At 71.5% G+C, this 22,822-nt stretch carries 22 protein-coding genes and 1 pseudogene; 13 read left to right on the top strand and 10 right to left on the bottom strand.

Annotated elements, in window-relative coordinates:
* Positions 1–17 precede the first annotated feature (17 nt).
* On the top strand, positions 18–572 hold the full coding sequence (gene thpR / locus AB0L00_RS09555; protein WP_364430732.1) for an RNA 2',3'-cyclic phosphodiesterase: 555 nt from the start codon (positions 18–20) through the stop codon (positions 570–572).
* 104 nt (positions 573–676) lie between these two features.
* Here the strand turns inward: thpR and AB0L00_RS09550 are convergent, their stop codons facing one another.
* Both AB0L00_RS09550 and AB0L00_RS09545 read right to left on the bottom strand, forming a co-directional pair.
* Complete coding sequence (locus AB0L00_RS09550; RefSeq protein WP_364430729.1) at positions 677–1,516, bottom strand: phosphoribosylaminoimidazolesuccinocarboxamide synthase; 840 nt, start codon at positions 1,514–1,516, stop codon at positions 677–679.
* 174 nt (positions 1,517–1,690) lie between these two features.
* Positions 1,691–1,978 (bottom strand): SDR family oxidoreductase, encoded by a 288-nt coding sequence (locus AB0L00_RS09545; RefSeq protein WP_364430726.1) that lies wholly within the window; start codon positions 1,976–1,978, stop codon positions 1,691–1,693.
* 5 nt (positions 1,979–1,983) lie between these two features.
* Here AB0L00_RS09545 and AB0L00_RS09540 point away from each other — a divergent pair.
* A pseudogene (locus tag AB0L00_RS09540) lies at positions 1,984–2,088 on the top strand (oxidoreductase); the annotation flags it as partial.
* 19 nt (positions 2,089–2,107) lie between these two features.
* Here the strand turns inward: AB0L00_RS09540 and AB0L00_RS09535 are convergent.
* Positions 2,108–2,431, bottom strand: coding sequence for an SDR family NAD(P)-dependent oxidoreductase (locus AB0L00_RS09535; protein ID WP_364430723.1), 324 nt, complete (start codon positions 2,429–2,431; stop codon positions 2,108–2,110).
* A 41-nt stretch (positions 2,432–2,472) separates the two neighbouring features.
* The gene (locus tag AB0L00_RS09530; protein WP_364430720.1) at positions 2,473–2,925 is read right to left on the bottom strand and encodes a nuclear transport factor 2 family protein; all 453 of its coding nucleotides are present in this window, start codon (positions 2,923–2,925) and stop codon (positions 2,473–2,475) included.
* A gap of 431 nt (positions 2,926–3,356) precedes the next feature.
* On the opposite strand from AB0L00_RS09530, the gene AB0L00_RS09525 reads away from it, so the two are divergent.
* Together AB0L00_RS09525 and secY are read left to right on the top strand one after the other, a co-directional pair.
* Entirely contained in the window at positions 3,357–3,881 is a 525-nt protein-coding gene (locus tag AB0L00_RS09525; RefSeq protein ID WP_364430717.1) for a hypothetical protein, read from the top strand.
* A 179-nt stretch (positions 3,882–4,060) separates the two neighbouring features.
* Positions 4,061–5,359 (top strand): preprotein translocase subunit SecY, encoded by a 1,299-nt coding sequence (secY, locus tag AB0L00_RS09520; protein ID WP_364430714.1) that lies wholly within the window; start codon positions 4,061–4,063, stop codon positions 5,357–5,359.
* 104 nt (positions 5,360–5,463) lie between these two features.
* Here secY and AB0L00_RS09515 read toward each other — a convergent pair whose 3' ends face one another.
* Positions 5,464–7,719, bottom strand: a complete 2,256-nt coding sequence (locus AB0L00_RS09515) for an ATP-dependent RecD-like DNA helicase (RefSeq protein ID WP_364430712.1) — start codon at positions 7,717–7,719, stop codon at positions 5,464–5,466.
* Between the two features lie 108 nt (positions 7,720–7,827).
* Between AB0L00_RS09515 and AB0L00_RS09510 the strand changes: the two genes are divergently transcribed.
* From AB0L00_RS09510 to AB0L00_RS09490, 5 genes are all read left to right on the top strand, one after another.
* On the top strand, positions 7,828–8,403 hold the full coding sequence (locus AB0L00_RS09510; protein ID WP_364430709.1) for a Uma2 family endonuclease: 576 nt from the start codon (positions 7,828–7,830) through the stop codon (positions 8,401–8,403).
* A gap of 151 nt (positions 8,404–8,554) precedes the next feature.
* Positions 8,555–9,574: a hypothetical protein gene (locus tag AB0L00_RS09505; protein ID WP_364430706.1), complete on the top strand. Its 1,020-nt coding sequence runs from the start codon at positions 8,555–8,557 to the stop codon at positions 9,572–9,574.
* A 34-nt stretch (positions 9,575–9,608) separates the two neighbouring features.
* Positions 9,609–11,546 (top strand): hypothetical protein, encoded by a 1,938-nt coding sequence (locus AB0L00_RS09500; RefSeq protein WP_364430703.1) that lies wholly within the window; start codon positions 9,609–9,611, stop codon positions 11,544–11,546.
* Positions 11,547–11,776: 230 nt separating this feature from the next.
* Positions 11,777–12,313, top strand: coding sequence for a sigma-70 family RNA polymerase sigma factor (locus AB0L00_RS09495; RefSeq protein ID WP_364430701.1), 537 nt, complete (start codon positions 11,777–11,779; stop codon positions 12,311–12,313).
* A complete protein-coding gene (locus tag AB0L00_RS09490) occupies positions 12,310–13,491 on the top strand; it encodes a CU044_5270 family protein (RefSeq protein WP_364430698.1) in 1,182 nt (393 codons plus the stop codon). The genes AB0L00_RS09495 and AB0L00_RS09490 overlap by 4 nt, the downstream gene beginning before the upstream one ends.
* A gap of 111 nt (positions 13,492–13,602) precedes the next feature.
* Here AB0L00_RS09490 and AB0L00_RS09485 read toward each other — a convergent pair whose 3' ends face one another.
* Together AB0L00_RS09485 and AB0L00_RS09480 are read right to left on the bottom strand one after the other, a co-directional pair.
* Positions 13,603–14,088, bottom strand: a complete 486-nt coding sequence (locus tag AB0L00_RS09485; RefSeq protein WP_364430695.1) for a GntR family transcriptional regulator — start codon at positions 14,086–14,088, stop codon at positions 13,603–13,605.
* A complete protein-coding gene (locus AB0L00_RS09480; protein WP_364430692.1) occupies positions 14,085–14,477 on the bottom strand; it encodes a hypothetical protein in 393 nt (130 codons plus the stop codon). The genes AB0L00_RS09485 and AB0L00_RS09480 overlap by 4 nt, the downstream gene beginning before the upstream one ends.
* Positions 14,478–14,611: 134 nt before the next feature.
* Between AB0L00_RS09480 and AB0L00_RS09475 the strand changes: the two genes are divergently transcribed.
* Positions 14,612–15,976 carry a hypothetical protein gene (locus tag AB0L00_RS09475; RefSeq protein WP_364430689.1) on the top strand — a complete coding sequence of 455 codons (1,365 nt, stop codon included), beginning with the start codon at positions 14,612–14,614 and terminating at the stop codon, positions 15,974–15,976.
* Positions 15,977–16,338: 362 nt separating this feature from the next.
* Entirely contained in the window at positions 16,339–17,784 is a 1,446-nt protein-coding gene (locus AB0L00_RS09470) for a DUF234 domain-containing protein (RefSeq protein ID WP_364430686.1), read from the top strand.
* A gap of 107 nt (positions 17,785–17,891) precedes the next feature.
* Here the strand turns inward: AB0L00_RS09470 and serC are convergent, their stop codons facing one another.
* From serC to AB0L00_RS09455, 3 genes are all read right to left on the bottom strand, one after another.
* On the bottom strand, positions 17,892–18,998 hold the full coding sequence (gene serC, locus AB0L00_RS09465) for a phosphoserine transaminase (protein WP_364430683.1): 1,107 nt from the start codon (positions 18,996–18,998) through the stop codon (positions 17,892–17,894).
* Between the two features lie 130 nt (positions 18,999–19,128).
* Positions 19,129–19,410 carry a hypothetical protein gene (locus tag AB0L00_RS09460; RefSeq protein ID WP_364430680.1) on the bottom strand — a complete coding sequence of 94 codons (282 nt, stop codon included), beginning with the start codon at positions 19,408–19,410 and terminating at the stop codon, positions 19,129–19,131.
* A 73-nt stretch (positions 19,411–19,483) separates the two neighbouring features.
* A complete protein-coding gene (locus AB0L00_RS09455; RefSeq protein ID WP_364430677.1) occupies positions 19,484–20,590 on the bottom strand; it encodes a citrate synthase 2 in 1,107 nt (368 codons plus the stop codon).
* A 175-nt stretch (positions 20,591–20,765) separates the two neighbouring features.
* On the opposite strand from AB0L00_RS09455, the gene pdxH reads away from it, so the two are divergent.
* Both pdxH and AB0L00_RS09445 read left to right on the top strand, forming a co-directional pair.
* Complete coding sequence (gene pdxH, locus AB0L00_RS09450; protein WP_364430674.1) at positions 20,766–21,422, top strand: pyridoxamine 5'-phosphate oxidase; 657 nt, start codon at positions 20,766–20,768, stop codon at positions 21,420–21,422.
* Complete coding sequence (locus tag AB0L00_RS09445; protein WP_364430671.1) at positions 21,419–22,741, top strand: MFS transporter; 1,323 nt, start codon at positions 21,419–21,421, stop codon at positions 22,739–22,741. Before pdxH ends, AB0L00_RS09445 begins: the two co-directional genes overlap by 4 nt.
* The last annotated feature ends 81 nt before the right edge of the window (positions 22,742–22,822 follow it).

Raw genomic sequence — 22,822 nt, 5'->3', positions numbered from 1 at the left:
GTGAGAGGCTGGCGTCCGTGAGGCTTTTCGTCGCGCTGCTGCCGCCGGAGACCGTACTCGACGAGGTGGAGGCCGCCTTCGCCCCGCACCGGGCCGCCCACCCGGACCTGCGCTGGACGCGCCGCCCGTCCTGGCACGTGACGCTGGCGTTCTACGGCGAGGTCGACGAGCGGATCGTGCCGCGGCTGCTGCCCAGGCTCGAACGCGCCGCCGGTCGGCACCCGCGCCGGACCGCGATATTCGCGGGCGCGGGCGCCTTCCCGCGTCCGGCGTCCGCCCGGGTGCTGTGGACCGGTCTGGAGTCCGACCTGAGGCGCCTCGCCGATTCGTGCGCGGCCGCCGCACGCCGGGAGGGCATCGACGTCGACGAGGGGAAGCGTTTCCACCCGCATCTCACGATGGCCCGTGCCCGCGGCCCCGTGGACCTGCGGCCCCTCGTCTCCGAGCTGGGCGACTACGAGGGCAGCCTGTGGACGGCCGGTGAGATCCACCTCATCCGCAGCCACCTCGGCCGCGAGGCGCGCTACGAGACCCTGCACTCGTGGCCGCTCGCCGAGCCCGGCGCAGGATGACGCCCACGCCCACCGGGCGGACCGTCGGCCGTCCAGGCCGTCGCGGGGTACGCCCGCCTGATCGCGGAGTCACCGGTGCAATCGGTGCCGGTGGCGCACAGACGTCAGGCCGACGGCCAGGATGAGCCGGTGATCCGCTCGTACAGCTCGATGTAGCGGGCCTTGGTCGCGGTGACCACGTCGGCGGGGATCTCCGGGCCCGGAGGGGTGCGGTCCCAGCCGGTCACCGTCGACGACCAGTCGCGGACGAACTGCTTGTCCAGGGAGTGCTGCGGGCGGCCGGGCTCCCACTCGTCGGCCGGCCAGAAGCGGGAGGAGTCGGAGGTCAGCAGCTCGTCGGCGAGCACCAGCGTGCCGTCCGGCGCGCGGCCGAACTCCAGCTTCGTGTCCGCGATGATGATGCCCCGCTCGGCGGCCAGCTCCGCTCCGCGCCGGTAGATCTCCAGAGTCGCGTCCCGCAGCCGCTCCGCGGTCTCCGGGCCGATCTCCCGGACGACCTCGTCGAAGGTGATGAACTCGTCGTGCCCGGCAGTCGCCTTCGTGGTGGGCGTGAACACCGGCTCCGGCAGCCGAGACGCCTCGACGAGCCCCGGTGGGAGCGCCACCCCGGACACCGTCCCCTGCTTCTGGTACTCCTTCAGGCCCAGACCGGTCAGATAGCCCCGCGCGATGAACTCGACCGGCAGCATCTCCAGCCGGCGGCAGCGGATCGCCCGCCCGGCCCACTCGGCCGGCACGTCGTCGGCGGAGATCACATGGTTGGGCATGACATCGGCGAGCCGCTCGAACCACCACAGCGACAGCTGGGTCAGGATCTTCCCCTTGTCGGGGATGGGCGTCGGGAGCACCACGTCGTACACGCTCACCCGGTCGGTCGCGACGAGGATCAGGTCGTCGCCGTCCGCGTAGACGTCGCGGACCTTGCCCGAATGCACCAGCTCCATGCGCTCTCACAATCTCACCCGCGGCCCCGCTCGGGCCTACTCACCGCTACTGAGAACGTATCGGTTCAGCAGGTGAACGGCCCGAGCGGGGGAGGCCACGACGGCTGCCCGCGCGGCCCAGCGGGGATGGCGATGACGGCCGCCCACGCGGCCCGAGTGGTGGGCGGCGGTGGGTCAGGCGGCGTGACCGCCGTCGATGGTCAGCGCGGTGCCGGTGACGTATCCGGCCTCGTCGCCGGTGAGGTAGGCGACCATGCCGGCGATCTCGTCGGGGGTGCCGAAGCGGCCGACGGCGGTGAGAGCCCGCTGTCCCTCGGCGAACGGGCCGTCCACGGGGTTCATGTCGGTGTCCACCGCCCCGCAGTGCAGCGCGTTGACCGTGACGCCGCGCCCGCCGAGCTCACGCGCCAGGCCCTTCGTCAGACCGACCAGGGCGGACTTGCTCATGGCGTAGACGCTCATCCGGGGTGATCGGCCCGCTGGAGGACCTGTCGCTGGAGCAGGTCGACCAAGCGCTCGCCGTGAACGTCCGAGGCGTGTTCCTCGCGTCGCAGGCGGCCGCCCGGCACCTCGGCGACGGCGGGCGGATCGTCAACATCGGCTCCAGCCTGACCTCACACGTGCCCGGCCCGGGATGCCCGCGTTGTTCACCAGGATGTCGAGGCGGCCCAGCTCGGCCGCGACCCGGTCCACCGCGCCCACGACCGCCTGCGGGTCCGCCGCGTCGGCCTGGACGGCCATCCCGCGCCGACCCGTCGCCTCGATCTTCGTCACCACCTGCTGGGCCTGTTCGTCGGAGCTCACGTAGGTGATCGCCACGTCGGCGCCCTCGTGGGCGAGCCGGTAGGCGACCGCCGCGCCGATGCCGCGGCTGCCGCCGGTGACCAGAGCGACCTTGCCGGTAAGACGGGACATGCTCGTCCTCTTTCTGTTCCTGGTGAGTGGGGGAGTCGACGTCACGCCGTGACGCCGGTGGACACGGCCGTCCGCAGGGTTTCGTTGACCGCGGCGGTGTCCCAGTAGAAGGGGCGGATCTCCGCGATGAGGCGGTCGCGGACGGTGAACACCTGGAGCACCGTCGTCTCGATCGACCGGCCGGTGGCGCGGGCGGTCAGCCTGCCGTGGTTGGAGACGATGACGGTGTCACCGTCCGTCCACTGCCGTCTTTCGAGGAACTCGAGTGACCGCCAGGCGCGGCTCATCGCAGCCATGAAGCGCTCCATGCCGTCGTGACCACGCCACACGCCGCCGTAGGGCAGCGTGGGCGCCTGGTGCATCACGACGTCGGGGTCGAGATGCGCGGCCATGCCGCCGAAGTCGGCGACGCCAGGGCCGCCCGCGGAGATATAGGCGGCCTCCGCCGCGAAGAACTCATCGAGCACGGTGCGGACGTCTTCGTGAGGGCTCATGGGATCCGGACCCTTCTTGTCGCGTCAGCGCCCGAGCACCCCTCTGGTGCACCGGTCGTGCGCTGCCGTCCCAAGAACCCCGGCGGGCCGGGCTCGGTTGCACCGTCGGCCCGGAGGCGGACCCGAATCTCGGTGAAGCGGTGCCGATCGGCGGCGGTACGCCGGAAAACACCCGGTCCGGTGGCCTGTTCACCGAGCGTTTCGCTCGGCTACGGCCCGAGACACGGCTCGCGGCGGCAAGACGGCGGCCAACGGCACGTCGTGTGGTGGCCGTCGCCAGGCGTGGTCGCCACCTGGGGGTTCATCCGGGCCTCGGGCGAAACGTGGACGTCGTGCGCGATCGCGGATTATCGTGATCGACGATCGGCCGATGCGCGCGCTGAATGCCGCCGGTCGGAACAGGGCGGGGCGGACGGCCGGCGGGGGTGGGCGTGAAGAGCCACACCGGGCTCCGGCGACGGCTACTGACGCTACTGGCCGGATTCTTCGGTTTCGTCATCACCGTCGTGCTCTCGGCGATTCCGGGAACCGCCGTCGCCGAGGTCATCCGCGTCGGGGAGACCGCCAACGCCGCTGGGACCGGTGGGTCGGCGGCCACCGTGGCCGCCCTCGACCGAAGCCGGCGCTCCAAGCACTCCCGCGCGGCCCCGGCGGACACGCCGGGCGACCGAGGAACGACGGCCCCGTCTCGTACGTCGAGCGCCGGCGCCCTCGCCGTTCCGGACGAGGACGGCCCGGGCACCGTTTCGGCGGTCGCTGGACGAGGCCGGCTGGGCGCCGTCTCGGCGAAGGCCGGTGGGGCCGGGCCGGGCGCGGCGGTATCGGCGGTCGCGGATCGCGTCCGCGTGGTCCGGCGCGCGATCACCGCCGTCGTCGCGGCGCGCACGGTCACGCCGTCGGCCGTCTTCCTGTCCGCGGTCAGTCTCCGCGGTCCTCCTCCGCACACGGGTTCCTGACGTTCCCGTTCGTCGACCGCGGCGTCCTTCGACGGCCGCGGCGTTCCCGTGTGGAGGCATGTCATCTCTCGTACAACCCTGCGGCGAGCGCGCTCGGTGCTCGCCGGATCACTCGCGTTGCCCCGATCGTCGTCCGCCCGCCGTACCGGCCTTGAGGCCGCCTCTCCCCGGGAGGGCGGATGCTGACCCCCTTCCTGCGAGCCTGCCGGACCCCTGACCTGCGCCGGAAACTGCTGTTCACGCTCGGCATCATCGTGGTGTTCCGGTTCGGCCAGAACCTGCCCGCGCCGGGCGTCGACGTGTCGGCCGTGAAGGCGTGCGCGCAGGCCGCGGCCCATGGCGACCGCGCCGACGTCTTGAGCCTGGTCAACCTGTTCAGCGGGGGCGCCCTGCTCAAGCTCTCGGTCATGGCCCTGGGCATCTACCCGTACGTCACCGCCAGCATCATCCTGCAGTTGCTGACGACGGTGATCCCGCGTCTGGAGACGCTGAAGAAGGAGGGGCAGGCCGGCACCGCGAAGATCACTCAGTACACCCGCTACCTCACGGTCGCGCTGGCGATCCTGCAGGGCGCCACGGTCGTGGCGATGGCGGCGTCCGGGAACCTCTTCCCCGGCTGCGGGCAGCGGATCCTGCACGACATGGGGGTCCTCACCGTCGTCACGATGGTGACCTGCATGGTCGCCGGTACGGCCGTCATCATGTGGCTCGGCGAGCTGATCACCGAGCGGGGCATCGGCAACGGCATGTCCATCCTGATCTTCACTCAGGTCGTCGCCGTCTTCCCGACGGAGTTCTGGAACATCTACACCAGGAAGGGCGGGTTCACCTTCACCCTGGTGACGCTGACGAGCCTGGCGGTGATGGCCGGAGTGGTCTTCGTCGAGCAGGCCCAGCGGCGCATCCCGGTCCAGTACGCCAAGCGGGTGGTGGGCCGGCGATCGTACGGCGGGACGTCGACCTACATTCCGCTGAAGGTCAACCAGGCCGGCGTGATCCCGGCGATCTTCGCATCGTCGCTGCTGTCCGTACCGACGCTCGCGGCGCGGCTCTGGCCCGGGAACGCCTTCCTGAACCGGACGCTCGCCCCGCTCACCCGGCAGGACGACCCCTGGCACATGGTCACGCTGTTCGGGCTGATCGTGTTCTTCACGTACTTCTACGTCGCGATCACCTTCAATCCGACCGAGATCGCCGACAACATGAAGAAGTACGGCGGGTTCGTTCCCGGGATCCGCCCGGGACGGCCGACCGCCGGATACCTCGACTACGTGCTCACCCGGATCACCGCGCCCGGCGCGCTCTACCTCGGGTTGATCTCGCTCATCCCGATGCTCGCGCTGTCGCTGTTCGGAGCCACGCAGGACTTCCCGTTCGGGGGGACGAGCCTCCTGATCGTCGTCGGCGTCGCGCTGGACACCGTGAAGCAGATCGAGAGCCGGCTGCAGCAGCACTCCTACGAGGGGTTCCTGCGCTAGCGGCCGGGCGGCGTACGCGATGCTCGGCGAAGGAGCCGGTAAGGGCGGAGATTCGCGAAGAATCACCGTTTCAGCCGCTCCTTCGCCGAGCCTTCGCATCGGCGTCAGGCGTCGGGGCGGAGGCGGTGGTCGAGGGCGGTGTGGCGGCGGCCGGCGCCCGCCGTGCGGACGGCGGCGGCCAGGGCCCTGGGGGAGCCGGCCAGCACGACCAGCTTCTTGGCGCGGGTGACGGCGGTGTAGAGCAGGTTGCGCTGCAGCATCATCCAGGAGCTCGTCGTCAGCGGGATGACCACGGCCGGGTACTCGCTGCCCTGAGAGCGGTGGATCGTCACCGCGTACGCGTGGGCGAGCTCGTCCAGCTCGGCGAAGTCGTAGTCGACCTCCTCGTCCTCGTCGGTGCGCACGCTGAGCGTCTGCTCCTCCAGGGACAGGCCGGTCACCACGCCCACCGTGCCGTTGAAGACCCCGGCGGCGCCCTTGTCGTAGTTGTTCCGCAACTGGGTGACCTTGTCGCCGACGCGGAACACCCGCCCGCCGTACCGCCGCTCGGGCCGCCCGTCGCGGTGCGGCGTGAGCGCCTCCTGCAGGAGCGTGTTGAGGCTGCCCGCGCCGGCCGGGCCGCGGTGCATCGGCGCGAGCACCTGGACGTCCCGGCGCGGGTCCAGTCCGAACCGGCGCGGGATCCGCTCCGCCACGATCTCCACGGTAAGCTCCGCGGTCGCCTCGGCCTCCTCGCACGGGAACAGGAAGAAGTCCGGGAAGCCGCGCGTCTGCGGGAACTGTCCGGCGTTGATCCGATGTGCGTTGACCACGATCCCGGACTGCTGTGCCTGCCGGAAGATCTTGGTGAGGCGTACGCGGGGGATCGCGTCCGCGGCCAGGAGGTCGCGCAGCACCTCCCCGGCGCCCACGGACGGGAGCTGGTCGACGTCCCCGACGAGCAGCAGGTGCGCACCGCGCGGGATCGCCTTGACCAGCTTGTTCGCGAGGATGACGTCGACCATCGAGGACTCGTCGACGACGACCAGGTCCGCGTCGAGCGGGTTGTCGCGGTCGAACTTCGGGTCGCCGCCGGGCTGCAACTGCAGCAGCCGGTGCACCGTCGCCGCCTCGTGGCCGGTCAGCTCCGCCAGCCGCTTCGCCGCCCGTCCCGTGGGCGCGACCAGCACGACCTTCGCGCGCCTGGCCCGGGCCAGCTCGACGACGGACCGTACGGTGAAGCTCTTCCCGCAGCCGGGGCCGCCGGTCAGCACGGCGACCTTCTCGGTCAGCGCCAGGCGTACGGCGTCCTCCTGCTCGGGGGCGAGGCCGGTTCCGGTCCGCTGCCGCAGCCAGCCGAGCGCCTTGTCCCAGTCGACGTCGCGGAAGCCGGGCAGCCGGTCCGTGCCGGTGCGTAGCAGTTCCAGCAGCCCGGTGGCCAGGGAGCGTTCGGCGCGCTGGAAGGGCGGCAGGTACACCGCCGGGATCTCGCCGTTCTCGGCCGTGACCCGTTCGCGGATCACCTCCTCGGCCGCGACCGCCTCCTCCAGGCACGGGCCGACCAGCTCGCGCGGCACCTCCAGGATCTTGGTCGCCTCGGTGATCAGGTTGGGCTCGGGCAGGTAGCAGTGCCCGTTGTCGGCCGCCTGGGACAGCGTGTACGCCAGCCCCGCCTTGACGCGCTCCGGGCTGTCGTGCGGGATGCCGACGGCCCGCGCGATCGTGTCCGCGGTCTTGAACCCGATGCCCCAGACGTCGGCGGCCAGGCGGTACGGCTCCTTCCGCACCACCGAGATCGATTCGTCCCCGTACTGCTTGTAGATCCGTACCGCCAGCGACGTGGACACGCCGTGTCCCTGGAGGAAGACCATCACCTCCTTGATGGCCTTCTGCTCCTCCCACGCGGCGGCGATGCGGCCCGAGCGCTTCGGCCCCAGGCCGTACACCTCGACCAGGCGCTCGGGCTCCTCCTCGATCACCCGCAGGATGTCGGTGCCGAAGTGCTCGACCATCCGGTCCGCCATGACCGGGCCGATCCCCTTGATCAGGCCGGACCCGAGGTACTTGCGGATGCCCTGGACGGTCGCGGGCAGCACGGTGGTGTACGACACCGCCTCGAACTGGCGGCCGTACTTCGGATGCGAGGTCCACCGCCCCGTCAGCCGCAGGCTCTCCCCGACCTGCGCGCCCAGCAGCGGCCCCACGACCGTCAGCAGCTCCGAGCTGCTCCGGTGTGCTTCACCCCCGTGGCCACGCCCCGCCGCCCCCGATGGGGCCACTCGGGCGACGGTGTACCCGGTGTCCTCGCTGGCGAAGGTGATCCGCTCGAGTACGGCCTCCAGTACCCGCGTTCCCGGTGAAGCCGCCTCTGCGTCCGCCACGTCGTCATACTGCCCGAAATCACTGACAGGTCCGGCCGACCCACCGAACGATTCTCCGGTACGTTCTGTAGCGCACCAATCACAACGAGTCGTATAGAGGGATACGGGGTGTCGATTTCGTTCGCGGAGCATTGCGGTCGGTGGACCGTCGAGGATCTCCGCCGACCTGCGGAGGACGATCTCTACCGGTACGAGATAGACGACGGGGTCCTGATCGTCAGCCCCCCTCCCGCGTCCCCCGACCAGGCGGCCCTGCTGCACCTCGCCTTCGTCCTCCAGGCGCCTGCCCGGACCACCGGATACCAGGTCCTGCCGACGGTGGAGGTCGTCACTCATCGGCGGGACGACTGGCTGAAGGTCCCCGACCTGGTGGCGGTGACCCTGGACGCCTTCGAGGCGGAGCCGGAGGTGTACGACGCGGCCGACGTGGCGCTCGTCGTGGAGATCAGCGGAAGCAGGCAGAGCCGCAACCGTGACTTCGGAGAGAAGCTCGAGGCCTACGCCGAGGCGGACATCCCGCACTACTGGGTCGCCGAGCTCGTACCCGTCCCGAGGCTGACCGCCTTCGAACTGGTCGACGGGGCGTACCGGGAGGTCGTCGCCTCGCAGGAGCCGGTCGGACTGACGCGGCCGTTCGCCGTGGAGATCGATCCGGCCCGGTTGCGGAGGGTGAGGGACCGCTGACCGGCCGTCCGGTGGCGACACCGGGGGCGGGGGCTGCTCGAATCTCGCACCGGAGCGCATAGGCTCGGCGTGTGAACCGTGCTCCTCGATGGCTGTTGCCGACCGTTCTGGCCGCGCTCGTCTTCGCCGTCGTACTGGGCACGCTGCTCCATTGAGGCGGCCGCGCCGGGGCGGGTCCCCCGCACGAGAGGCGCGCGCACGTACGCTCGCCGCCGTCGTCGCGGCGGGCGGCCCGCTGCTGTGGGCCGTGCCCGCCCAGGCCGACGCGCGGGCGGTCGCCGAGGGCGCCAAGCGGCTCTGCACGATCGACGACCCGCGCATCGACGAGTCCAGCGGCCTGGCCGCGAGCCGCCGCCATCCGGGCATCGTCTACACGTTCAACGACTCGGGCGGGTCGCCGCGGCTCTTCGCGCTCGGGATCGACGACTGCGAGGTCCGGGCCGCGATCACCCTCGGCGGGGCGCGCAACCGCGACTGGGAGGCGATGGCGATCGGCGCCGACGGTGACCTGTACGTCGGCGACATCGGCGACAACCTCAAGGACCAGCCGTACTCGACCGTCTACCGCATCCCGGAGCCGAGGACGATCCGCACGCAGACCGTGCGCGCCACCGCGTACCGGATCAAGTTCGAGGACGGGTCGCACAACGCCGAGACGCTGATGATCGATCCGCGGACGAACCGGCTCTACGTCGCGAGCAAGGAGTTCGGCGGATCGCTGTACGAGGGGCCGAAGAAGCTCAGCACGAGCGGCTTCAACGTCATGCGCCACGTCGGTGACGCCCCGCTGTACGCGACCGACGGGGCGTACGCCCCCGACGGGCGGACGTTCGTCATCCGCGGCTACTGGGACGCCGAGATCTACACCGCGCCCGGCAAGGAGCTGACCGGGGTGAAGGTGCCGGACCAGAAGCTCGGCGAGGGGATCACGTACACCGCCGACGGCAGGTCGCTGCTGTTCAGCGGCGAGGGCGTACGGCAGCCGCTGTGGCGGGAGCCCGTGCCGAAGGAGGCGCTGCCGTCCCCGACGCCGAAGTCCAAAGGGCGCGCGAGCCCCGCGGACGGGACCGGGGACGGAATGAAGCCGGGCCGCGGAATGCTGGGCCTAGTGGTCGTCGGGGCGCTCGCCCTGGCCGGTGTTGTGGTGTTCGCTCGCAGACGAGCGTCATGACGAATGGGACGGTGACGTGTCACGATCTCTTCTCGTGGACCTCGAGCTGATCGGCCTTCGGGCCCCCGTACGGCGGTCGCGTCCGGTCGCCCCCGGCCCGTTCGCGCTGTTGTCCCTGCTGGTGGCCCTGTTGCCGATCTCCAACCCCGCCGTGTGGGCAGGCGTCATCGTCGCCTGCAACGCCATGCCGTGGCTGCTCGGCCTGCGGGCGCGCCGTACCGGCGTCTGGCGGCTGTCCGCGGCGGGTCTCGAACGTCTCGCGGCCGACGGCTCGGTGGTCGAGGCGTACGAACGGGACCGGATCGAGGAGTTCAGCGTCACCGCCGACGACGAGATCCTGACGATCTTCCACAAGTTCGGCTCGACCACCGCCGGCACGCTCACCGACATGGGCTTCGACCCGCTGACGTTCTACATGACCGCCCGCCGGCTGGGCATCACCACCCACGTCATCGACGGTGACCGTTCGGTGTTCGACGAGGGCGACCTGCCCGCCGAGGAGGACGCGCCCCGCGCGCTCGGCCGCCGCGCCGAACAGCGCCTGCGCGACCAGGAGGCGACGCTGCTGGCCGTCGCGCACGAGCCGTATCCGGCCGTGCAGACCACGCCCGCCACGCTGGGCAACCCGGTCACCGGCCGGCGCCGTGCGGTGGCGCTCGGGCTCCTCCTCGCGCTGCTGGCCCTGACGATGCTCGCCCGGATCGCGCTCGACGGCGCGCTCGGCCTCGGCGACCGGGTCATGGGCGGCCTGTGGGCGGTCGTCGGCGCGGTCGCGGTCCTCGGTGCCCGCCGCCGGCGGCTGACCAGCGCGCCGCTGTCCTGGTCCATCAGCCCCACGGAGCTGCGCGTTCGGCACGCCACGGTCGCCGAGTGGCGGGTCCGCGCCGACCACGTCGCCGCCGTCGTCGTCGGCCCGGGAACGGCCGTCGACCCCGTGTCGGGCGCGCTGACCGGACGGCACACCGTCGTGACCGTGTTCGGCCACCGGCTGCAGGTGCTGGCGCGGCTCCCCGCCCAGGGCCTGGACGTCTTCCAGCTCACGCACGCGCTCAGCGAACGCGGCTACCAGGTCGTCACGCCCGACCAGGGCGCGCGCCGGCCGTCGCAGTACGGGCTGGCGGGCCTGCCGGACATCTTCGCGCGCGTGCCCGGCGGCCGCCTCGTCGTCGACGAGGACGGCATCGGCTGGGCCGACGGCGCGGGCGACGTCATCCTGCGGATGCCGCGCGACCGCATCGGCGGCATGGAGCTCCTCACCGTCGACGGCCACGCCTGGCTGCGCATGTACGACGACGACGGCGACGAGTTCCTCGCCGCGCCGCTGTCGATGCTGCGCATCTCCCGCACGGACCTGCGCGAGTCCGCGCGTCGGATGCAGTTGCCGATCACCGACGCGGAGTACGACGCGTACGTCAACGCGGCCTTCCACGGCTCCATGACCCGCATCGAGGCGGCCCTGGACCCCTCGATCACCCTCACGCAGGAGGAGGACGAGACCCTGCCGCCGGTGCAGCTCGACGTGCCCCGGCGCACCCGCGTGCTGGCCTACGCCGTCACCGCGACGCTCTGCGAGCTCGTCGCCGTCCTCGGATCGATCTGGCTGCGCGGCGACCTCGGCGGGTTCTGGACCTCACTGTCGTGGGCCGCGCCGACCGGACTCGTCCTCGGGCTCGCGGGCACGTGGCTGTACGACCGGAACCGGCCCCAGCTGCGCATCTCCGCGTCGGGAATCTCCTCGGTGACGCGCCTCGGACGGACCGAATGGAGCGTGACACGACAGGCGCTCGGCGGCGTGGGCATCGACGAGTCCGAGGCGCCCCGGCTCGTCGTGTGGAGCCCGGTGGGCCGGGTGCTGCGCCGGGTGTCCTTCCCGCCGGACCTGGGCGAGCTGCGCCGCGCCTGCGAGCGCCACGGCCTCCCCTGGGGCCCGCCCGACGCCGACCACGGCGCCGCCCCACCCCCGGAACTCTGACCGCCGTAAGCCGCGCTAGGTGTGGTCCGCCGGTGGCGGGCCGGCGCCGACGTCAGGCGACATGATCACTGGTCATCGCTGCCCTCTATGAGCAGCAGATGCCAGTGATCACGGGTGGCCCGGCGTGGCCCGGCGCGGCGTGCGGTCGGCCGGTTTCTCGATCATCGTCGTAACTCTCGTCGTTCTGCGGCCACTTCGTCGTGAACAAGCCCCCAGTCACGGGAGAGCGAGTGGATGACGACAGAGCACGGTTCACCGAACTGTACGACGCGTATCGAATGCGGGTGTGGGCGTACGCAGCCTCTCGTGTCGGCGGTCAGGCCGCCGATGAGGTCGTGAGCGAGACGTTCATGGTGGCGTGGCGGCGCTTCGCGGAGATGCCGGCGGCCTCGCTGCCGTGGCTGCTCGGCGTGGCCCGGAACGTCATCCGGGACTCCGTACGAGCGCAGACGCGGCGGGACTCCCTCGCCGCCGAGCTGCGGACCTGGATGCGAGAGGCCGAGTCCGACGTCGCCGACGGCGTCGTCGACCGGATGACGATGCTGCGCGCCCTCACCGAACTGCCCGACGGCGACCGGGAGGTGCTGACGCTCGTCTCCTGGCAGGGACTGAGCCCCCGCGAGGCGGCCCGCGTCGTCGGCTGCAGCACGGCCGCGCTGCGCGTACGGCTGCACCGGGCGCGCAGGCGCTTGGCCGCGGCGATGAGCACCGCAGCCCCTCAGAGACAGCACCGGCAGGCCACGGCGATCGAGATGGAGTGGCGATGAACGACCTCATGCGGCGGCTGGCCGAGGCCCGGCCCGCCCACCTCGGCGGCGATGGACCGATCGACGACGCGGTTCGGACCGCGGAACTGAACCGGGCGTTCACCCAGCCACGCGAGACCAGGCTCAAGCGGCGACGCCGACGGATGCTGATCCCGGCCGTTCTGGCCGGAACGGCCGCCGTCACGGCGGTCGCGCTGACGGTCGATGCCGGCGGGCACGCCCCCGCGCCGGGCGGGCCGAGGTCCACGCCCCTCGACGGCCGGTCCGTCCTGCTGGCCGCCGCCGAGGAGGCGGAGAAGCTTCCCACCGGTAACTACTGGTTCACCGATCAGATTCATGGCCTGTCCCTCATCGTCAAGGGCGGCTACGCGATGACCGGCGCACACTCCGAGACGTTCGAGTGGACCGCGCTGAAGGCCGGCGGAGGCCATCTGTACTACGGCCGCGACCTGCCCACCCGGCCGGTCACCAAGGAGGACCAGGCCGCCTGGCGCAGGGCGGGCGCACCGACGAGCTTCCAGGTCTGGGTCGGAGACCACTACGACACGTTGACGACGAAGGCGGGCCGGTGGAAGGCGGACGTGCCGCACGAGACGGGCGGGAAGTTCTTCGTCCCGCACGCCGCCCGTGAGCTGAGCCCGGCGGATCTGCAGAAGCTGCCGACGGACTCGGCCACGCTCAAAGAGACATTCCTGGTCACTGTCAGGAATCCCATGCGGGCGAAGGTCGACCCCGCCGGGACGAAGTGGGCCAGCGACCCCGCGCACGTGGTCCTGCAGGCCGGCGAGGCGTTCGCCAACGCTCCGCTGCCGCCGAAGGTGCACGCCGCCCTGATGCGTACCGTCGCCGCGCAGCCTGGCGTGCGGAGCCTCGGAACGGTCACCGACCCGCTCGGGCGGCGTGCCATCGCGATCGGCGCGGACTGGACCGACAGCCGTCCCGCAGGCCGCGGCAAGGACGGGAAGCCGCGCTGGGAGAAGGTCGGCTACATCGCCCGTGAGGAACTGCTCTTCGACCCGCACACCGGCGCGTACCTCGGAGACCAGCAGGTCCTGGTGAAGCCGGGCGCCGAGTACCACACCCGGAAGCCGGGATTCGTGATCCGCTACTCGTTGGCGCGGAGCTCCGGCTGGACGCAGAAGAAGCCCTCTCCGCCGGCCTCGCTGCCCTTCAAGTGATCCGCGGACGCCGCCCTGAGACTCACGCCTCGGGGCGGCGTCCGCGTCCGCGCCGCACGTCCGGAAGAGGTAGTCCGGACACCCGCCGTCCTGGCGGCTTTGAGGAGGCCGTCAGGGCCAGTCCGCAGGCCGCCGAACGTAGATGCCCTTGCCGGGGACCGTCCTCAGGTACCCGATCCGCTCGAGGTGCGACAGCGCCTGATGGACGGCCCGCCGGTCGACCCGGAGGATCGGGGCGAGCTCGTCGCAGGAAAGGATCTTCCGGCCGGGCGGCCAGTCACCGCCGACGATGCGGTCCCGCATCGTCTCGGCCGCCCGCCGCACCGCGTCGTCCGCGCCGCGGCCGGGCGTCCTCGCGGCCAGCTCGACCTCGCCGATCCGCCGCAGCAGCCCGGACACGGACGCCTCATCGATGATCACCCGTTCGGTGCTGATCGCGCAGAACGCGGTGAACGCCTGCCGCCAGGGCGACCAGATGATGACCCAGCCGCCGTACGCGCTCTGCAGACTCGTCGCGACCGCCTCTGCGCGCTGATTCCGGCCCGCGCTGCCCGACGCCTGAGAAGGCCGCCGGGTACGGGCCGCCGCGCGCGTCACCGCTCCGCCTCCTGGGACGGCCCGCCGAGCCGCAGAACGTAGGCGATCCTGTCCGCCGCGTGGGAGATGTCGTCCGCCGCGCAGAGCGGCTCGTACTCCGGCGGCGACTCGCGAGTGGGGCCCGACCATTGCCAGAACCACATCAGCCGCCCGTCGCGGCCGACCCCGCACACCACGGTCTGCCGCAGCCCGGGACTCAGGACCTTCGCGCGGTGGTCGTCGTCCGGCGGCTCACCGGCGGGATTGCTCGCCAGCACCCGGGCGCCCTGCCCGACGCGGGCGCGCAATCCGCGTGCGGTCAACGCGTCCGCCAGCCGTCCGGTGAGCTGCGCCGCACGAGCGTCGACGGACGCCGGCGTCACCGGACCCGCAGGGGGAGAACTCGACATCGATGCGTCACCTTTCGTGTTCGTCGGTGACCTTGAGTGAAGTCGCTGCGCCGATCCGCCAGAAGACCGATACTGGGCGACATCGCATGGACACTGAGGGTGTCCGGACTCGGGGTGGGCCGGAGGACGAGGTCATGGCCGGTGAAGAGGCGCTGCCGTGGTGGGCTGAACGGTTAAGAACGGAGCGGGAGCGACGTTCGTGGAACAAGCACGAGATGGCGCGCCGGCTGCATAAGGCCGCCGGTGTGCCGTATCCGCCCGTGACCTCGCTGGTCCGGCAGATCCTCGGCTGGGAGAAGGGTGAACACTTCCCCCGCGACTGGACGGCGGCCTATGCCACGGCGTACGGCATGACCGAAGAGGAACTGTTCGGGCATCCATCGCATTTGGGCCTGGCCGTGGGCGGTGAGGGCGGCGCAGGCTCAGGGTGGGAGGTGGATGCCACGAAGCGCCGCGACGCACTACGCGTCGGTCTCGCCGCCACGCTCGCGCCCGCCGCGCTGGCGGCCGTGCTCGGTGAGGCCGCCGGTGAAGCGATGGAGTTCACGCGGCTCGCCGGGGCTTCGGCGGTGGGGGCCGGAACCTTTGATCACCTGCAGGCGGCCGTCGCCGCCATCGACCGGTCCTACGTGACCGAGCCGCCCGCTGAGGTCTTCGCGGTCGCCCGCGCCTACCGGGCCCGGGTGCAGGAGCTGATCCGTGGCCCGCACACGCTCAAGCAGGGTCGTGAGCTGTATGTCTGGGCGGCCTGGCTGTCGGAACTGCTGGCCTGGCTCGCCCATGACCTAGGCCACCCGCTGACCGCCGAGGCGTACGCGATCGACTCCTTCGAGCATGCCGACCAGGCCGGTCACGACGAACTGTGCGCCTGGGCCGCCGACGCCCTCGCCTCGATCGCCACCTACACCGACCGCCCCGACCGGGCCGTCGCCGCCGCCCACAAAGGCATCACCAGAGCCCCCGAACGCCACCCCGTCGCCGTCCGCCTGCGTGCCCAGGCCGCGCGGGCGCACGCCCGGCTTGGGCACCGCGATGGTTGTGAGGACCTGCTTCAAGAAGCCGCTGACCTGTACGACCGCCTGCCTGTCCGGGCTCCCGTCCACCACGGCATCGAAAGCCGCGCGTTGGCGGACTACGCGATGGCCGCGCACCCGGCTTCGGCGTCCCTCTGGCTGGGGGACTACCGGAAGGCGCGGCGACAGGCGGAAGCCGCTCTCGCCGCGAGCGAGAGCGGTCCCGCGAAGGACCGCTCTCCCAGCAGAGAGGCGATCGTACGGATCGACCTCGCCCTGGCCGTCGCTCACCTCGGCGAGCCGGACGCAGCCGTCGACCTCGGACGGCAGGCCCTCGCATCACCGAGGTACGTGAAGTCCGTCCTCGCGAGGGCCGGGGACCTGGATGCGGTGCTGACGGCGCGACATGCCGAGACGGGGTACGCGCGGGACTTCCACGAGCGATACCTCGAGCTGAGACGGGCGGCGGTCGGACAGTCGACCTGATCACTGGCATTCACTGCTCTCTATCGGCAGCAGATGCCAGTGATCACCGAAACTGCCCTGGCCGAGCGTTGCGCTCGTCTCCGGGCGCGCGGCTTGCGTCATGAGGTCGCGGAGCTGGTCTTGTCCGAGGCGTGGAGTCCGCTACCCCCATCGATCAGCCACTTTGACGTCAGTGTTGACGTAGCGGAACCGGCAAACCGGTCATCTATCCGTCGCCGTCGACGGCAACGTGGCCACGACGACGGCGAAGTCATCGCGGAGCCGGAGCTGAGAAGGCGTTGACGAGTTGGAGACGGGCGTGGCCATCCTCGACATGATACTTTCATCGATGATACTTCCATCATTGGAAGTATCATCGATGTGTGAATGACTTCATTGGGCGTCAGCGTGAGCTTGCGGTGCTCGATCGGATGCTCGGGCGGGTCGCTCGCGGGGGTCGGGCCGGGCGGCCGGGGCGGGCGTTGCTGATGCGCGGGCGACGGCGGGTCGGTAAGTCGCGGCTCGTTGAGGAGTTCGTGGACCGCGCCGGAGTGCCGTACGTCTATTTCACGGCCTCGGCCCAGCCGAGCGTCGAAGCCGATCTGGCGCTCTTCGCCGAGGCCGTCGCCGGCAGCGACCTGCCGGCCGCCGCGCTGTTCGCCGACCAGTCGCCACGGACCTGGGACGCGGCACTTCGCCTGCTCGCCGGTGGTCTGCCGGATCGGCCCAGCGTGGTCGTCATCGACGAGATGCCCTACCTCATCGCGAACGATCCGGGTTTTGAGGGCACCCTGCAGAAGATCTTCGATCGGGAGCTGGCTCGGCGCCCGGTGTTCCTGATCTGTGTCGGGTCGGATCTGGCGATGATGGAGGCGTTGAACGAGTACGGCCGCCCCTTCCACCAGCGGGCGACCGAGATGGTGGTGCCGCCGCTGAGCCCGGCGGACACGGCCACGATGCTTCACCTCCCGGCGGCGGAGGCGTTCGACGCGTACCTCGTGTCCGGGGGTCTGCCGCTGATCCTCGACGAGTGGCCGAGCGGGCTCTCCACACTGGACTACCTTGCCGAGGCCGTCACCGATCCCACTTCGGCGCTGCTGGTCAGCGGTGAGCGGTCGCTGGCCGCAGAGTTCCCCGCCGACTCGCAGGCGCGGCGGGTGCTGGGCGCGATCGGGTCGGGGGAGCGGACGTTCACGCAGATCGGCCGGGCGGCGGGTGATCTGGCGCATGCCTCGTTGACCCGGGCGCTGGACCTGCTGGTCACCAAGCGCATCGTCGACGTGGACGTCCCGCTGTCCGTGAAGCCGTCCCGGGAGAGCCGGTACTCGGTCGCTGATCCGCACCTACGATTCTGGCTCGCCCACCTCGGCCCGTACATTTCGGAGATCGAGCGGGGGCGTGGGGACCTCGTCATGGGGCGCATCCGGCGGTCGTGGACGACGTGGCGCGGACGGGCCGTCGAGCCGGTGATCCGGGAGGCGCTGCGCCGCCTGCCGGATCGCCTTCCCGAGGGGACGCAGGCCGTCGGTGGCTACTGGACACGGACGAATGACCCGGAGATCGACGTGGTGGGCGCCGACCGTGCGCCGGTGGCCAAGGCCGTCACCTGCGTGGGGTCGATCAAGTGGCTCGAGAAACGGCCGTTCGGTGGCGCGGACCTCGGGCGGCTGATCGTGCATCGGTCGAAGCTGCCCGGCGCCGACGACTCCACGCCCCTGCTGGCGATCTCCCGGAACGGTGTCGACGCGGGTGTCACCGGCGTTTCGGTGTTCGGCCCGGATGATCTCCTCGCCGCGTGGCGGCCGGGCGGGGACACGACCGAAGAGTGATGCGCGTCAGGCCGTCCTGGCGGGGCGCGGGCGGCGGGCGGGGGAGAGGGGCCGCTCCGCGGTGGTCGTCACGGGCGGAGCGGCGTGCGGCGCTTGCAACGGTGGCGTCAGAGGCGCTCGACGACGTGGTCGACGCAGGCGGTGAGGGCCTCGACGTCGTCCGGGTCGATCGCCGGGTACATCGCGATGCGCAACTGGTTGCGGCCGAGGCTGCGGTACGGCTCGGTGTCGACGATGCCGTTGGCGCGCAGCACCGTGGCGACCTGGGCGGCGTCGACGCCCTCGAAGTCGATCGTGCCGACGACGTTCGAGCGGTGGGCGGGGTCGGCGACGAACGGCGTGGTGTAGGAGGTCTTCTCCGCCCAGGTGTAGAGGCGGCGCGCGGAGTCGGCGCTGCGCCCGGTCGACCACTCCAGGCCGCCGCGCTCCAGGAACCACTCGATCTGCTCGGCCATGAGCAGCAGGGTCGCCACCGCGGGGGTGTTGTAGGTCTGGTCCTTGCGGGAGTTGGTGATCGCGATGGTGAGGTCGTAGAAGTCCGGGATGTAGCGGCCGGACGCGGCGATCTCCTCGACCCGGGCGAGCGCGGCCGGGGACATCAGCGCCAGCCAGAGGCCGCCGTCGGAGGCGAAGCCCTTCTGCGGCGCGAAGTAGTACACGTCGGTCTCGGCCACGTCGACCGGCAGGCCCGCGGCGCCGCTGGTCGCGTCGACGAGCACCAGACCCGAGTCCGACGGCCGCTCGATCGGCATGGCGACGCCGGTGGAGGTCTCGTTGTGGGTGAAGGCGTACGCGTCGACCGTGTCGTCCCCCACCGGGGCCGGGTGGGCTCCGGGCCCGCTCTGGATGACCGACGGGTCGGACAGCCAGGGCGCCTTCTTCGTGACCTTGGCGAACTTCGAGGAGAACTCCCCGAACACCAGGTGCTGGGACCGCTCCCGTACGAGCCCGAACGCGGCGGCGTCCCAGAACGCCGTGGTGCCGCCGTTGCCGAGGACGACCTCGTACCCGTCGGGCAGCGAGAAGAGCTCCGCCAGTCCCGTACGGACCCGTCCCACGAGGGACTTGACCGGCCGCTGCCGGTGCGAGGTGCCGAGGTAGGTCGAGCCGGACTCCGCCAGGGCGGCCAGCTGCTCGAGACGGACCTTCGACGGCCCGGAGCCGAAGCGGCCGTCGGCGGGCTTGAGGCTGTCGGGGATCACGATGTCGGTCACGTGCAGCAAGCCTAGTTCAGGCCTGCGGTTTCGGAGCGGACCTTCCAGGACTTGAGACGCCGGGCCGGTGCGGTCGCCAGGGCCTAGCGGCGGCGGAGCGCCCAAGACGCCGGGCCGGGCCGCCTCCGGTTCAGCGGCGGCGGACGGACCAGGCGATCAGGGCGAGGAGGCCGAGGGCGCAGGCGACGGAGACGGTCGCCGGGTAGAGCCACGGCCGGCCCGACCGGTGGGCGTCCAGGGCCGCGCCGCCGGAGTCGTACGCCAGCAGCCCCAGGGCCCCGGCCATCACCCAGGCGATGATCCGCCAGGAGGCCGCGTCACGCCGCCGGGCGCGCTCGCGCCGCTCGCGTTCGTACCGCAGCAGCTCGAGGTCGCGCTCGTCGGGTTCCTCGTCGCGAGGGCCGGTGTACATGGCCTGATCCTCCCTCCGCGCGAAACGGCCCGTGGCGCGGGGAGCATCACGGGCCGTACGGAGCGGGACTTCTTCAGCGCCTGTCGAGCACCTCGGAGGCGCCTGCGACGTCGGTGACCGGGCGGGACGCCGGGCCGACGTAGTGGGCGCTCGGACGGACCAGCCGGCCGGTGCGCTTCTGCTCCAGGATGTGCGCGGCCCAGCCCGCGGTACGGGCGCAGGTGAACATGGCCGGCATCATGTGCGGCGGAACCTCGGCGAAGTCGAGGATCACCGCGGCCCAGAACTCCACGTTCGTCTCGATCGGACGGTCGGGACGACGCTCCCGCAGCTCGGCCAGCGCGGCGTCCTCCAGGGCCTTGGCCGCCTCGTAGCGGGTCGCGCCCAGCTCCTTGGCAGTACGGCGGAGCACGCGGGCGCGCGGGTCCTCGGCGCGGTAGACGCGGTGGCCGAAGCCCATGAGCCGCTCGTGGTTGTCCAGAATGTCGGTCACGACCTTGCGGGCGTCACCGAGCTGCTCGACCTTCTCGATCATCGGCAGGACGCGCGCCGGGGCACCGCCGTGCAGCGGGCCGGACATCGCGCCGATCGCGCCGGAGATCGAGGCCGCCACGTCGGCGCCGGTGGAGGCGATGACGCGGGCGGTGAAGGTGGAGGCGTTCATGCCGTGCTCGGCGGCGGAGACCCAGTACGCGTCGATGGCCTTCACGTGCTTGGGGTCCGGCTCACCGCGCCAGCGGACCATGAACCGCTCGGTGATCGTCCCAGCCTCGTCGACGCGGCTCTGGGGGACCATCGGCAGGCCGAGGCCGCGGGCGCTCTGCGCCACGAACGACAGGGCGGTCACGGACGTACGGGCCAGGTCCTCGCGAGCCTGCTCGTCGCTGATGTCCAGCAGCGGGCGCATGCCGTACGCCGGGGCGATGATCGGCAGCGCGCTCTGGACGTCGACGCGCACGTCGCCGGAGTGCACCGGCAGCACGTGCGGCTCGGCCGGAGTCAGGCCGGGGGTGAAGCTGTTGTCGACCAGCAGCCCCCATGCGTCACCGAAGGAGACGCGGCCAACGAGATCTTCGATGTCCACTCCCCGGTACCGGAGAGCCCCGCCCTCCTTGTCCGGTTCAGCGATCTCAGTCTCGAAGGCCACAACACCCTCGAGGCCGGGTTTGAAGTCGGACATGTTCTGTCCTGCCTTTCGTCCCCTTGATGTACAGACGCCAACTGGTAATTGAACCGCTTCATCCTCCGTGAGCCGTACCCGGGGGGGTGTGAGATGCGCAATTCTTTCCGTTTGGGCAACTCTCGCGGGAACCTTGTCTCGTCGTCCATGGTCTCTCGCGAGAGGATGTCCTGTCGTGGAGCACCTTGATGTCGCCGCCCTCCGTGAGTCGTACTCCGGTGTGGGCCTACATGCCCGCGACCTCGCGGCCGACCCGCTGACGCAATTCGGATCATGGTTCACCGACGCCGTCGGCGCCGGTCTGCCCGAGCCGAACGCCATGATCCTGTCCACCGTCGACGCCGACGGGAGGCCGAGCGCGCGGACGGTCCTGCTGAAGGGGTACGGCCCGGAAGGTTTTCGCTTCTTCACCAATCATCGGTCCCGCAAGGCGCGGGCCATCGAGGCGGACCCCCGGGTCGCCCTGCTGTTCCCGTGGCACCCGCTGCGCCGGCAGGTGATCGTCGAGGGCGTCGCCGAGCGCCTGTCGCGGGAGGAGTCGGAGGAGTACTTCCGCACCAGGCCGCACGGCTCGCAGCTCGGGGCCTGGGCGAGCGAGTACCAGTCCGCGGTCGTCGCCCATCGCGACGAGGTGGAGAGCCGGTTCGCCGAGCTGGCCGCGCGTTGGCCGGACGAGGTGCCCATGCCGGACTTCTGGGGCGGTTACCGGGTGCTCCCGGCGTCCGTGGAGTTCTGGCAGGGGCGTACGAACCGCCTACACGATCGGCTTCGCTACCGCCGCGCACACCCGGACGAGGGGGTCGAATGGGTCATCGAGAGACTTAGGCCGTGAGTCCGAACCCCGATCCCCCCTCCGAGCTCGACTCCCGCGCCGAGGACGCCCCCTCTCCGGCGCCGCCCCCCGCCCGGCCCTCGCGGCTGGGCGGACTGGCGCGGCGGGCCGCCATCGACACGCGTCCGCTCGCCCACCCGGCGTACCGGCGGCTCTGGCTCGGGCAGGCCGTCTCCTTCACGGGCTTCCAGCTCACCTCGGTGGCGATCTCCGTCCAGGTGTACGACCTGACGAAGTCCTCGTTGTGGGTCGGGCTGCTCGGTCCCGCCAACCTCGTCCCACTGATCGTCTTCGGACTGTGGGGCGGTGCGGTCGCCGACACCATGGACCGCCGGCGGCTGCTCGTCCTGGCCTCCCTCGTCACGTGGGCGTCCACTCTGGGGCTGTTCGTCCAGGCGCTGCTCCACGTCAGGAACGTTCCACTGATCATCGGGCTGGTCGTCGTGCAGTCGGTCGGGTTCGCGATCACCTCGCCGACCCGTGGCGCCGTGATCCCGCGTCTGCTGCCGGTCACACTCGTCCCCGCGGCCAACACCCTCAACTTCACCGCGTCCCAGACCGCCACCTTCATCGGTCCCGTGCTGGCCGGCGTCGTCATCGGAAACGGCCGGTACGCGCTGGCGTACGGCATCGACGCCGTGCTCTTCACGGTCGGGCTGTACGCCGCGATCCGCCTGCCGGCGATGCCGCCGCTCGGGGACGAGACCGGCCGTCCGGGTCTGCGCTCGGTCATCGAGGGCCTGCGGTTCCTGGTGACCCGGCCGGTGCTCCTGATGTCGTTCGTCGTCGACATCATCGCGATGGGCGTGGCCATGCCGCGGGCGCTGTTCCCGGAGGTCGCCGACACCCGGTTCGGCGGCGAGGAGGCCGTCGGCTGGCTCGTCGCGGCCATCGCCGTCGGCGCCGTCGTCGGCGGCCTGCTGTCCGGCTGGATCGGCCGCATCCGCCGCCAGGGCATCGCCCTGATCGCCGTCATCGCGGCCTGGGGGCTGGCCGTGGCGGCGGCCGGGCTCGCGCACGCGCTCTGGCTCGCCCTGCTGTTCCTCGCCCTCGGCGGCGCGGCCGACCTCGTCTCGGCGGTGTTCCGGCAGACGATCCTGCAGACGTACGCCCCCGACGAGATGCGCGGCCGCCTGCAGGGGGTGTTCACGGTCGTCGTCGCGGGCGGTCCCCGGCTGGGCGACCTGCGCGCCGGCGCGGTGGGCGCCGCGGCCGGCGCGACCGCGTCCTGGGTCGGCGGCGGCCTCGCCTGCGCGATCCTCGTCGTCCTCGTCGGACTGGCCGTCCCGTCCTTCCTCCGGTACACCACGGACGGATGACCGGGCGGCCGCGGGCCGCCGAGGGGGCTCGCCGCGGCGGGGCGTCGCGGGGACCGGCTGCGGCCGGGTGTTGAGAGGACT

The organism is Actinoallomurus sp. NPDC052308 (assembly GCF_040679195.1).
GTDB classification, from domain to species: Bacteria; Actinomycetota; Actinomycetes; order Streptosporangiales; family Streptosporangiaceae; genus Actinoallomurus; species Actinoallomurus liliacearum.
The sequence above is the reverse complement of the archived record's forward strand: the minus strand, read 5'-3'. Positions and strand labels throughout refer to the sequence as shown.

Bases quoted from the DNA above. Each gene is read 5' to 3' on its own strand.
- AB0L00_RS09550 (WP_364430729.1), bottom strand. From the start codon at position 1,516: ATGGAGCTGGTGCATTCGGGCAAGGTCCGCGACGTCTACGCGGACGGC.
- AB0L00_RS09545 (WP_364430726.1), bottom strand. From the start codon at position 1,978: ATGAGCGTCTACGCCATGAGCAAGTCCGCCCTGGTCGGTCTGACGAAG.
- AB0L00_RS09535 (WP_364430723.1), bottom strand. From the start codon at position 2,431: ATGTCCCGTCTTACCGGCAAGGTCGCTCTGGTCACCGGCGGCAGCCGC.
- AB0L00_RS09530 (WP_364430720.1), bottom strand. From the start codon at position 2,925: ATGAGCCCTCACGAAGACGTCCGCACCGTGCTCGATGAGTTCTTCGCG.
- secY (WP_364430714.1), top strand. From the start codon at position 4,061: ATGCTGACCCCCTTCCTGCGAGCCTGCCGGACCCCTGACCTGCGCCGG.
- AB0L00_RS09490 (WP_364430698.1), top strand. From the start codon at position 12,310: ATGAACGACCTCATGCGGCGGCTGGCCGAGGCCCGGCCCGCCCACCTC.
- AB0L00_RS09480 (WP_364430692.1), bottom strand. From the start codon at position 14,477: ATGTCGAGTTCTCCCCCTGCGGGTCCGGTGACGCCGGCGTCCGTCGAC.
- AB0L00_RS09475 (WP_364430689.1), top strand. From the start codon at position 14,612: ATGGCCGGTGAAGAGGCGCTGCCGTGGTGGGCTGAACGGTTAAGAACG.
- AB0L00_RS09460 (WP_364430680.1), bottom strand. From the start codon at position 19,410: ATGTACACCGGCCCTCGCGACGAGGAACCCGACGAGCGCGACCTCGAG.
- AB0L00_RS09455 (WP_364430677.1), bottom strand. From the start codon at position 20,590: ATGTCCGACTTCAAACCCGGCCTCGAGGGTGTTGTGGCCTTCGAGACT.